At 52.7% G+C, this 7,995-nt stretch carries 6 protein-coding genes, 11 tRNA genes and 1 rRNA gene; 17 read left to right on the top strand and 1 reads right to left on the bottom strand.

The genetic code is table 11. From position 1 onward, the window contains the following. Nucleotides 1–144: 144 nt before the first annotated feature. The 4 genes from alr to GZ1_RS15535 all read left to right on the top strand — a co-directional run bounded on the left by alr (nucleotide 145) and on the right by GZ1_RS15535 (nucleotide 4,493). The gene (gene alr, locus GZ1_RS15520) at nucleotides 145–1,299 is read left to right on the top strand and encodes an alanine racemase (protein ID WP_060788828.1); all 1,155 of its coding nucleotides are present in this window, start codon (nucleotides 145–147) and stop codon (nucleotides 1,297–1,299) included. A gap of 126 nt (nucleotides 1,300–1,425) precedes the next feature. Then, nucleotides 1,426–1,707, top strand: coding sequence for a CopG family ribbon-helix-helix protein (locus tag GZ1_RS15525; protein WP_011229742.1), 282 nt, complete (start codon nucleotides 1,426–1,428; stop codon nucleotides 1,705–1,707). A gap of 4 nt (nucleotides 1,708–1,711) precedes the next feature. Further along, nucleotides 1,712–2,062, top strand: coding sequence for a type II toxin-antitoxin system endoribonuclease NdoA (ndoA, locus tag GZ1_RS15530; RefSeq protein ID WP_003253417.1), 351 nt, complete (start codon nucleotides 1,712–1,714; stop codon nucleotides 2,060–2,062). 265 nt (nucleotides 2,063–2,327) lie between these two features. Further along, the gene (locus GZ1_RS15535) at nucleotides 2,328–4,493 is read left to right on the top strand and encodes a Tex family protein (RefSeq protein WP_060788829.1); all 2,166 of its coding nucleotides are present in this window, start codon (nucleotides 2,328–2,330) and stop codon (nucleotides 4,491–4,493) included. Nucleotides 4,494–4,511: 18 nt separating this feature from the next. Here GZ1_RS15535 and cmpA read toward each other — a convergent pair whose 3' ends face one another. Further along, nucleotides 4,512–4,625 carry a cortex morphogenetic protein CmpA gene (cmpA, locus tag GZ1_RS19045; RefSeq protein WP_013144046.1) on the bottom strand — a complete coding sequence of 38 codons (114 nt, stop codon included), beginning with the start codon at nucleotides 4,623–4,625 and terminating at the stop codon, nucleotides 4,512–4,514. Between the two features lie 88 nt (nucleotides 4,626–4,713). On the opposite strand from cmpA, the gene GZ1_RS15540 reads away from it, so the two are divergent. From GZ1_RS15540 to GZ1_RS15600, 13 genes are all read left to right on the top strand, one after another. Continuing rightward, nucleotides 4,714–5,163, top strand: a complete 450-nt coding sequence (locus tag GZ1_RS15540; RefSeq protein ID WP_013144047.1) for a SprT family protein — start codon at nucleotides 4,714–4,716, stop codon at nucleotides 5,161–5,163. Between the two features lie 628 nt (nucleotides 5,164–5,791). Then, nucleotides 5,792–5,866, top strand: a tRNA-Asn gene (locus GZ1_RS15545). A gap of 7 nt (nucleotides 5,867–5,873) precedes the next feature. Then, nucleotides 5,874–5,966: transfer RNA gene (locus GZ1_RS15550), tRNA-Ser, on the top strand. A 16-nt stretch (nucleotides 5,967–5,982) separates the two neighbouring features. Further along, a tRNA-Glu gene (locus GZ1_RS15555) sits at nucleotides 5,983–6,054 on the top strand. Nucleotides 6,055–6,086: 32 nt separating this feature from the next. Beyond that, nucleotides 6,087–6,162: transfer RNA gene (locus GZ1_RS15560), tRNA-Asp, on the top strand. A 13-nt stretch (nucleotides 6,163–6,175) separates the two neighbouring features. Then, a tRNA-Gln gene (locus tag GZ1_RS15565) sits at nucleotides 6,176–6,250 on the top strand. Between the two features lie 290 nt (nucleotides 6,251–6,540). Next, a tRNA-Lys gene (locus GZ1_RS15570) sits at nucleotides 6,541–6,616 on the top strand. Nucleotides 6,617–6,621: 5 nt separating this feature from the next. After that, nucleotides 6,622–6,703 (top strand) — tRNA-Leu (locus GZ1_RS15575). Nucleotides 6,704–6,718: 15 nt separating this feature from the next. Beyond that, nucleotides 6,719–6,801 (top strand) — tRNA-Leu (locus GZ1_RS15580). Between the two features lie 71 nt (nucleotides 6,802–6,872). Continuing rightward, nucleotides 6,873–6,949, top strand: a tRNA-Arg gene (locus tag GZ1_RS15585). A gap of 4 nt (nucleotides 6,950–6,953) precedes the next feature. Beyond that, nucleotides 6,954–7,027: transfer RNA gene (locus GZ1_RS15590), tRNA-Pro, on the top strand. A 173-nt stretch (nucleotides 7,028–7,200) separates the two neighbouring features. Next, nucleotides 7,201–7,274 (top strand) — tRNA-Gly (locus tag GZ1_RS15595). 239 nt (nucleotides 7,275–7,513) lie between these two features. Then, nucleotides 7,514–7,995, top strand: a 16S ribosomal RNA gene (locus GZ1_RS15600); the annotation flags it as partial.

Here is a 7,995-nt window from a genome sequence, read left to right on the forward strand (position 1 = left end):
ATCTCCAATGTTTTCCGCCGTTTTTCTCATTTTTCCGCCGCTCATCCTATTCCTTCTTCCCTAGGAACATGGTAAACTAAAAAAGGAATCCAATCGATTCAAGCGCTTTCAAACTGGCTATGACTAGAAAGGCAGCGAGAGAGGATGGACGAGTTTCACCGCGATACGTGGGTGGAAATTGATTTGGACGCCATTTACGACAACGTCGCGAATTTGCGCCGCTTTTTGCCGGAGGGTACGCAAATTATGGCCGTTGTCAAGGCGAACGCCTACGGGCACGGCGATGCCCAAGTGGCGGCAACGGCGCTCGAAGCGGGCGCTTCCCGCTTGGCCGTCGCCTTTTTGGACGAGGCGCTTGCCTTACGAAAAAAAGGCATCGATGCCCCGATTTTAGTGCTTGGGGCGTCTCGTCCCGAGGATGTGGCGTTGGCCGCCGAACACCGCATCGCCTTAACCGTGTTTCGCTCTGATTGGCTCGAGAAGGCGTCATCGCTGTATAACGGTTCGACCCCGATTCATTTCCATTTAAAGATGGACACGGGAATGGGACGGCTTGGGGTGAAAGACGAAGAGGAGACAAAGCGAATAGCGGCCTTGATCGATCGCCATCCGCCCTTTGTGCTTGAAGGGGTGTATACGCATTTTGCGACCGCTGATGAAGTGAATACGGATTACTTTTCTTATCAATACGCCCGCTTTTTGCATATGCTTGACTGGCTGCCGTTGCGGCCGCCGCTCGTTCATTGCGCCAACAGCGCGGCGGCCCTTCGTTTTTCCGATCGAGCGTTCAACATGGTTCGCTTTGGCATTTCGATGTACGGGCTCGCCCCATCGCCGGACATCAAGCCGCTCCTCCCATACGAATTGAAAGAGGCGTTTTCGCTCCATAGCCGCCTTGTACACGTCAAAAAACTGCAACCAGGCGAAAAGGTGAGCTACGGTGCGACGTACACCGCGCAGACGGAAGAGTGGATCGGCACGATTCCAATCGGTTATGCGGACGGCTGGCTGCGAAGGTTGCAACACTTTCATGTGCTTGTTGGCGGGCGGCGGGCGCCGATCGTCGGCCGTATCTGCATGGATCAATGCATGATCCGCCTGCCGGAGCCGTTGCCTGTCGGGACGAAGGTGACATTAATTGGCCGCCAAGGGGACGAAGTCATTTCCATCGATGATGTCGCCCGCCATTTGGGCACAATCAATTATGAAGTGCCGTGCACGATCGGCTACCGGGTGCCCCGTATTTTTTTCCGAAATAAGCGTATAATGGAAGTGAGAAACGCCGTTGGTCGCGGATGAAGCGATGCATAATCTGCTTCGGAAGACAAAGGATAGAAAATGGAGAAATGACTTTGCAGCGCCGTTGTTTAATGGTATCATGAAGTGGAAGCAATCAATGGCTGCAGTTCGTGGAGGTGTATATTTGTGTCGGAATCTGGCGCAACAGCGGAAATCGTCGTTCGTTTGCCGCAGTCGCTGCTGACAGAACTGGACGTGCTCGTAAAGCAGGAAAACGGCAACCGCAATGAACTCATTTATCAAGCGACGAAAATGTACATTCGCGAGCGGAAGAAACGGCAAATTCGTGAGGCGATGAGACGAGGCTACATGGAAATGGCGAAAATCAATTTATCTATCGCTTCTGAAGCGTTTCATGCTGAATACGAGGCCGACCACACCGTTGAACGCTTAGTTAGCGGGGGGTAATGCTTTGATTGTCAAACGTGGCGACGTGTATTTTGCGGACCTTTCCCCGGTTGTTGGCTCGGAGCAGGGCGGCGTGCGCCCCGTGTTGGTGATCCAAAACGATATCGGCAATCGTTTTAGCCCGACGGTGATTGTCGCGGCGATTACGGCGCAAATCCAAAAAGCGAAGCTGCCGACGCATGTCGAGATTGACGCGAAACGCTACGGGTTTGAACGCGATTCGGTCATTTTGCTTGAGCAAATTCGCACGATCGACAAGCAACGGCTGACCGATAAAATCACTCATTTGGACGATGAAATGATGGATAAAGTCGATGAGGCGTTGCAAATTAGCTTAGGGCTGATCGACTTTTGATAGAGCGAAAAACCTTTGCTTTTGGCATAACAGCGAACAGGAGAAACGGCGTTTTCGGTTGCCAACGGGCGGCCGAGCGGATGGGGAAAGCGGCGTTGACGTGCGGCATCGGTCTTGATTATCGAGTGTTCACGTTGGTGAGACGGGCAGATCGGTCTTCCCGGAACGGTCTGTCCTTCCATTTTCATCTATGTATACTGTTTCACAAAGCAGCTGCGTACAGGTAGCGCTTTTTTATTTTCCATGTCATTAAGGAGGGAATCGCTTGGCTAACGAACAGCGGCTCATTGAAGTCATTGCCGCCGAGCAGCAGCTGGCAGCAAAGCAAGTCGAAAACGTCATTGCGCTCCATCGAGAAGGAAACACGATCCCGTTTATCGCCCGCTACCGGAAAGAAATGACTGGGGCGCTCGATGAAGTGCAAATTCGTGAAGTACTGGAGAGATGGGAGTATTTGCAGCATTTAGAACAACGGAAAGAGGAAGTGCTCCGCCTCATTGATGAGCAAGGGAAGTTGACGGGAGAGTTAAAGCGCGACATTCTTGAGGCCACGAAGTTGCAACAAGTCGAAGATTTATACCGCCCATATCGGCAAAAGCGGCGCACGAAAGCAACCATCGCAAAAGAGAGAGGGCTTGAACCCCTTGCCGAATGGCTCCTTTCGTGTCCACCGGCCCCAACTCCGGAACAACAGGCCGAAATGTTCGTCAACGAAGATAAAGGAGTCGAAACCGTTGAAGAGGCGCTTCAAGGTGCGAAAGATATCATCGCCGAAAAAGTGGCAGATGACGCTGCTCTTCGTCAATGGGTGCGCGACGAGACGCGGCGGAAAGGAACGATTGCTTCGGTTGCCAAAGCGCCGGAAAAGGACGAAAAGAGTGTGTACGAAATGTACTACGACTACGAGGAGCCCCTCGCTAAAATCGTTCCGCACCGCGTGTTGGCGTTAAACCGTGGTGAAAAGGAAGAGGTGCTGCGCGTCTCGATCAAGGCGCCTGTTGAGGACATCATTCGCTATTTGCGGCGAAAAACAGTCGCTGATGAATCGTCCCCGGCCGCTCCCATCGTGGCAGAAGCGATCGAGGACGGATACAAGCGGCTGATGGAGCCTGCCATTGAACGCGACATCCGCAACGAGTTGACGGAGAAAGCGGAGGAGCGGGCCATCCATATTTTCGCTGAAAACTTGCGCAAACTGCTTCTCCAGCCGCCGCTCAAAGGAAAAACGGTGCTCGGCATCGACCCAGCCTATCGGACTGGGTGCAAGCTCGCCGTTGTCGACGAAACGGGGAAACTGCTTCGCATTGATGTGATCTATCCGCATCCGCCGCAAGAGCGAAAAGAAGAGGCGCGCGCGAAACTTCTTCGCCTGCTTGATGACGATCACGTTGATATGATCGCGATTGGCAACGGAACAGCATCTCGGGAAACCGAACAGTTTGTCGCCGACACGCTGAAGCATGTGCAACGCGATATTTTTTATTTGATTGTCAATGAAGCAGGAGCGAGCGTCTACTCTGCTTCCGACCTTGCACGCGCTGAGTTTCCCGACCTGCAAGTCGAAGAGCGGAGCGCCGTCTCGATCGCCCGCCGCGTCCAAGACCCGCTCGCCGAGCTTGTCAAAATCGATCCAAAATCGGTCGGCGTTGGCCAATACCAGCACGATGTGTCGCAAAAAAAGCTTGCCGAGTCGCTTCGTTTCGTCGTCGAGACGGTCGTCAATCAAGTCGGTGTCAACGTCAACACCGCCTCCGTCTCCCTGCTTCAGTACGTGTCCGGGCTCACGAAAACCGTTGCAGAAAACATCGTCAAGCGTCGCGAAGAGCAAGGGAAATTCCGCAACCGTGAAGAGCTGAAAACGATTCCTCGGCTCGGAGCGAAAACGTACGAGCAGTGCATCGGTTTTTTGCGCATCGTTGATGGCGACGAACCGCTTGACCGCACGCCGATTCACCCCGAGCGGTACGCGGAAGTGAAGCAACTGTTGCGTAAGTTAGGATTTACGACCGCCGCCATTGGCAGTGATGAACTGCGCCAGGCGCTGCAAGCCATTGATATCGAAGCGACAGCAGCTGAACTCGGCATCGGGGAACTGACGCTCCGCGACATCATCGATGCCTTGCGCCGCCCAGAGCGCGACCCGCGCGACGAGCTGCCCAAGCCGCTATTACGCAAAGATGTGTTGAAGATGGAAGATTTGAAGCCAGGCATGGAGCTGGAAGGAACCGTGCGCAACGTCGTTGACTTCGGCGCCTTTGTCGACATTGGGGTCAAACAGGACGGGCTCGTGCACATTTCCAAACTAAGCAAACAATACGTGCGCCATCCGCTCGATGTCGTTTCGGTCGGCGACGTCGTCAAAGTATGGGTCGAGCATGTCGATGTGGCGAAGGGAAGAATATCGCTGTCGATGGTGCCGCCGAAAGAGTGAAATGGAGAAAGCACTGCCTTAGGAGCAGTGTTTTCTCCGATAAAAAAACCAGCATTGGTTCAACAGTTTAATTTGCTCACGGTTTTTCTCATAGTAGGCTCGTCTCATCTGATTTTTCAGCCATGTAGGCAAAATCAGTCACCTCCCTGACAGTGAAAAGGTAATATATTGTATGTAGTGGAGAATTGTCCTGTGCCAAAAGATGAAGGAGAGACCCGCCATGGACCAAAAGCAGCTGCAAGCCCTTGTCGAACAAATTTCCATTCGCGTGTTCGGAAAGCCGTTCCGCCATACCGCTTTCTTCAACCCTCGTTTGCGCACCACCGGCGGGCGCTACATGTTGCAAACGCACAACATTGAGCTCAATAAAAAACATTACGAGCAGTTCGGCGAGGAAGAATTGATCGCCATCATCAAACACGAGCTTTGCCATTACCACTTGCACCTTGAGGGAAAAGGCTACCGCCACCGCGACCGCGACTTCCGCGAACTGCTGCAAAAAGTGGGGGCGCCTCGCTATTGTCGTCCGCTTGCTCGAAATACAAAAGCGCCGAAAACGATCTACACATACATTTGCACGTCATGCGGCCTCACCTACCGCCGCAAAAGACGGATCAACATAGACCGTTATGTTTGCGGCCGCTGCCGAAGCAAGCTCAAACGATCCTAGACTCCCATGACAGAAAAATTTGGTTGCCATCGGAGGGATGAAAATATCTCTATGTCGAATATTACGGTTTTACACATTTTGAAGCTCAGGTATTTTCAGAGTAGATGCAATTTGAAACTTTAACATTTGCAGCTTTTACATAGCCCGATCGACTGTCGGGCGACTGAACAACGCCGCTTTCAGACCCATGCATGGGTCTGTGAAGCGGGTGGTTGTTCGGTCTTCCGTCACGCCTTGGTGTTCGTCAGTCGAGAAAATAGACAAGCTACCTTTTCGTCAAGAATTGTTAAACTATAATGTCCAGTCAACGCCCATAATCAAACAAAACATTTTGCGAAAAAAGGTTGACAATCAGGATGATCGTGTGCTAAATTATAAAAGCCGTCGCTAAACGGCGGAAAACAGCAGAGGAAGTTGCGGGAAAACGTATTGACAAACGACAAGTTGCTCAATATAATAAACAATGTCGATTGTCAAACATCATTCCGCAATAGCTCAGCGACGAGCCTCACATCTTCGAATTGGCTGCGAGTTGCCTCGACGCATCTCGCTTCCTTGAATTAGCTGGCAGAGGAAGAGGCAACGAGCACATCGTAAAGATATGCATGACATATAATTTTTTCATCATTCCGCAATAGCTCAGCGGTAGAGCAACCGGCTGTTAACCGGTAGGTCGTAGGTTCGAATCCTACTTGCGGAGCCATTTCTTTGGAGAAGTACCCAAGTGGCTGAAGGGGACGGTTTGCTAAACCGTTAGGTCGTGACTTAACGGCGCGCGGGTTCAAATCCCGCCTTCTCCGCCACTTTCAATAGTCGCATGGCCCGTTGGTCAAGTGGTTAAGACACCGCCCTTTCACGGCGGTAACACGGGTTCGAATCCCGTACGGGTCACTGAATAACGCGGGGTGATCCCCGCGATTTGTGGTCCCGTAGTGTAGTGGTTAACATGCCTGCCTGTCACGCAGGAGATCGCGGGTTCGAGTCCCGTCGGGACCGCCATTACACCAATCGCTGGGCCATAGCCAAGCGGTAAGGCAACGGACTTTGACTCCGTGATGCGCTGGTTCGAATCCAGCTGGCCCAGCCATTTTATGTGTTAAATACGAGCTATTAGCTCAGCAACGAGCGCTGCATCTTCGAGTTTGCTTCGAGTTGCCTCGACGCACCTAGCTTCTTTGAATAGGCTGGCAGAGGAAGAGGCAGGTAGAGCTAGGTAGTACCTGGAGTGTATACCCAACCATGAGCCATTAGCTCAGTAGGTAGAGCAACGAGCGATGCATCATCGAGTTTGCTTCGAGTTGTCCCGACGCATCCTGCATCTTTGAATATGCTAGTAGAGGAAGGGACATCGTTCACTGTGAGTGTATACCTAACCATGAGCCATTAGCTCAGTAGGTAGAGCATCTGACTTTTAATCAGAGGGTCGGAGGTTCGAGTCCTCCATGGCTCACCATATTAGCGGGTGTGGCGGAATTGGCAGACGCACCAGACTTAGGATCTGGCGCCTCACGGCGTGGGGGTTCAAGTCCCTCCACCCGCACTGATTAGTCCATATGCGGTCGTGGCGGAATGGCAGACGCGCTAGGTTGAGGGCCTAGTGGGGGCGACCCCGTGGAGGTTCAAGTCCTCTCGACCGCATTCCACTAAACTCAAACATTATGTTGACAAAAGAATGAGTAGTTGTTATAATGAAATTTGTCGTTAAAAATGCGCTCGTAGCTCAATTGGATAGAGCATCTGACTACGGATCAGAAGGTTAGGGGTTCGAATCCTCTCGAGCGCGCCATGATCGGGAAGTAGCTCAGCTTGGTAGAGCACATGGTTTGGGACCATGGGGTCGCAGGTTCAAATCCTGTCTTCCCGATTTGAATATCTTCATCAATTGCTATACGGGTGTAGTTTAGTGGTAAAACCTCAGCCACGAGCCTTCACTTCGCCGAATACGCTTCGAGTTGCCCCGACGCATCCAGCTTCTTTGAATCAGCTGGCAGAGGAAGGGGCATGAAAAATTGTGATGGGTGTTTCATCAAAAAATATGCGGGTGTAGTTTAGTGGTAAAACCTCAGCCTTCCAAGCTGATGTCGTGGGTTCGATTCCCATCACCCGCTCCACGAAGAGTCCATAGGATTATTTTGTTCCTTGAAAACTGAACGAAACGAAGCGCAACGAAAAGCGGAGGTCCGCGGGTCGCCGCGACGGGCAAATGTTCTTCACCCGTAGGGGTGCTTGCACCCCTAGGGGGAAGGTTATTTGACCCCGAGCGGCGGCGGACCGAAGCTAGACAATTCGAAAAGCGGAGGCCGCTTAGCGCCTTTGGTGCTGCGGCTGAAGCAAAAAGCCAATCAACTTTCTTTTGGAGAGTTTGATCCTGGCTCAGGACGAACGCTGGCGGCGTGCCTAATACATGCAAGTCGAGCGGACCGAACGAGGGCTTGCTCTTGTTTGGTCAGCGGCGGACGGGTGAGTAACACGTGGGCAACCTGCCCGCAAGACCGGGATAACTCCGGGAAACCGGAGCTAATACCGGATAACACCGAAGACCGCATGGTCTTCGGTTGAAAGGCGGCCTTTGGGCTGTCACTTGCGGATGGGCCCGCGGCGCATTAGCTAGTTGGTGAGGTAACGGCTCACCAAGGCGACGATGCGTAGCCGGCCTGAGAGGGTGACCGGCCACACTGGGACTGAGACACGGCCCAGACTCCTACGGGAGGCAGCAGTAGGGAATCTTCCGCAATGGGCGAAAGCCTGACGGAGCGACGCCGCGTGAGCGAAGAAGGCCTTCGGGTCGTAAAGCTCTGTTGTGAGGGACGAAGGAGCGCCGTTTGAAGAAGG

The sequence above is a fragment of the Geobacillus zalihae NBRC 101842 genome (genome assembly GCF_001544135.1).
GTDB classification, from domain to species: domain Bacteria; phylum Bacillota; class Bacilli; order Bacillales; family Anoxybacillaceae; genus Geobacillus; species Geobacillus zalihae.